The following is a 2,597-nucleotide window of genomic DNA, read 5'->3' as shown; positions in this document are numbered from 1 at the left end:
GCTCGGTATATTAATGATTTTTACAATCGTAAACGGCTGCATTCCGCATTAAATTATCAGTCCCCGATTGAATATGAGCGAATAGCAGCGTAAAAGATGGTGTGTCCGTTTTATCGGGGCAAGATCACGTCAAAACCTCCGCTTCGCTCTGGTTTTGCCCCCGGTGCTTTAGGCGTTATGTTGCCGGGCGGTAAAAATTGTTGTTGGTGCAAGCGGGTAATATTTTGCACTGTTTTTGCGTCCAGCAATGAGCAGCTTGGCCATTCCGGGCGCAAGCGGTTTCGTTCCAAGAGCATTCTCTCTGGTTCGGTAGATCTGGCTAGACCACTGCAGTATCGTGGAGTGCCAATAAGTTAATAATCTGGCGGGCGAAGTACGGTATTCTTCCCTCGTAACATTGGGCTGTGGCCAGCCAAGCCGTGGCTGGCAGCGTGCCGGTAGCGGGTGTCCAGTGCGGCACCTATAACCAAGCTAGGCAGGTTCGCCCAGCCGGTGGCTGGGCTGGACAGCCTACGCTGCGCTCCGGCTGCCCCTGCTAGCGGCGTTATGTTGCCGGGCAGTAAAAAATATTGTCTGTGCCGGTGTACAACTCTGGCCACTAATTTAGCCTCCACTATCAATAAGTCTTAGTGAGGACCATTCCAGTAGTTTCGCTCTTAGAGCGTTCTCTCTGGATCAGTAGAGGTGGCTACTCCACACCAGTATCGTGGAGTGCCAATAAGTTAATGATTTGGTGGGGAAAGTACGGTTTTCTTCCCTCGTAATATCGGGCGGTGGCCAGCCAATCCCTGGCTGGCAAAGTGCAAGTAGCTGGTCCGGAGCGCGTCAGCCATAACCAAGCTAGGCAGGTTCGCCCAGCCGGTGGCTGAGCTGGACAGCCTACGCTGCGCTCCGGCTGCCCCTGCTAGCGGCGTTATGTTGCCGGGCGGTAAAAATTATTGTCAGTGTCTGCATGTAATTTTTCGCACTGTTTTAGCGTCCAGCATTGAGCAGCGTGGCCGTTCTGGGCTAAAGCAGTTTCGCTCCTGGAGCGTTCGCTCTGGTTCGCAAGAAATGGCTAGTCCGCTGCAGTATCGGGGAATGCCAATAAGTTAATAAATGGGTGGGGGAAGTGCGGTATTCTTCCCTCGTAATATTTGGCAGTGACCAGCCAATCCGTGGCTGGCAGCGTGCCGGTAGCGGGTGTCCAGTGCGGCACCTATAACCAAGCTAGGCAGGCTCGCCCATCCCCTTCGGGGCTGGGCTGGACAGCCTACGCTGCGCTTCGGCTGCCCCTGCTAGCAGCGTTAGGGCTCAGGAGAGAGCATGAGAATAATTATCCTTATCTGCTTAACCCAATTACTTACAGGGTGTATTGGCTTAGCTGTCGGAACCTTTGGTACGTTCGAGAGCAAACAAGAAAACACCTCTCTCACCAAAGATGAGATTATCGCAAGTCGTGGCCATCCAGATACTATTTCTACTTTAGGAAAATGTGAAGTTATCACATACTATGATGGTTATAGCTGGTCAGGTGTTGGTGCTTTTGTGGTAGTCATACCGATCCCAATCTTCTTACCAAGTGGGCATGACGAAACTCGTTATTACTTCATAGATGGTAAGTCAGTTGCCCAGGTTACTGAGTACGGTGAAGTTACAGGTGCGCTTGGTTATGCTTGCGGAAGTAACGAGTGTGGGTTTTCTGCCGGTCCAGTTAACACAGATAAAATACGAAAAGTAGAGGTAAATTGGTGTGAGTAAAGCGCTAACAAAACGGCCAATGAACGCCTTCGGCTGGACAAAGCACTGCGTGCTTTGCCCATTGCCTCAACGTTAAATGCTTATGAAATTTCTAGCTCCGATAATTCTTATTATTTTGTCAGCCTCTGTTGAAGCGCTAACTTGTTCCACCTATGTTCCGCCAAATGGCGAGAAAATTGCGATGCAAAATGACGCTGGAGTTACGTATTTTTCGTTGCCGGCTTCGCTTGATGGTCATCAATTACGGTCCGTCACGTTGTGGGCCTATCCTATTGACAAAAAATCACCGGGTGAGTTAGCAGCACCGCTAGCTTTCAAAGTTGCGAATGGCGTGGGAAAGGGGCACTTTGCAATTACAGCTAAATTTGTAAATGCTGAAATAACAGCAGCATATACCGAGGATGTTTGTGGTCCTAGGCTGGAATCGAGTGTTGGCATTTAACAAAGTGCTGCTAGGGACAAACCTACGCTGCGCTTCGGTTTGCCCCAGAGCACGGCGTTATGTTGCCGGGCGGTAAAAAATGTTGCCGGTGCCAGCGTGTATTTTTTTACGCAGGTAAAGCGTCCAGCATTGGGCTGCTAGGGTGTTCCGTGATCAAGCAGCTTCGTTCCTAGAGCGTTCTCTCTGGTTCGGTAGAAGGTGGCCATTCCACTGCAGTATCGTTGGTTGCTATTAAGTCAATAATTTGGTGGGGGAAGTGCGGTATTCTTCCCTCGTAACATTGGGCGCTGGCCAGCCAAGCCGTGGCTGGCAGCGTGCCGGTAGCGGGTGTCCAGTACGGCACCTATAACCAAGCTAGGCAGGTTCGCCCAGCCGGTGGCTGGGCTGGACAGCCTACGCTGCGCTTCGGCTGCCC

At 51.3% G+C, this 2,597-nt stretch carries 2 protein-coding genes; both read left to right on the top strand.

The genetic code is table 11. The annotated features are described in order from the left end of the window. Positions 1 to 1,305 precede the first annotated feature (1,305 nt). Entirely contained in the window at positions 1,306 to 1,740 is a 435-nt protein-coding gene (locus tag ABEA58_RS14155; protein ID WP_345552539.1) for a hypothetical protein, read from the top strand. An 82-nt stretch (positions 1,741 to 1,822) separates the two neighbouring features. Continuing rightward, a complete protein-coding gene (locus ABEA58_RS14150) occupies positions 1,823 to 2,182 on the top strand; it encodes a hypothetical protein (protein ID WP_345552537.1) in 360 nt (119 codons plus the stop codon). The last annotated feature ends 415 nt before the right edge of the window (positions 2,183 to 2,597 follow it).

Source organism: Microbulbifer aestuariivivens (assembly GCF_039545115.1).
GTDB classification, from domain to species: domain Bacteria; phylum Pseudomonadota; class Gammaproteobacteria; order Pseudomonadales; family Cellvibrionaceae; genus Microbulbifer; species Microbulbifer aestuariivivens.
Note: the sequence above shows the minus strand (reverse complement) of the source record. Positions and strands in the feature narration are given on the sequence as shown.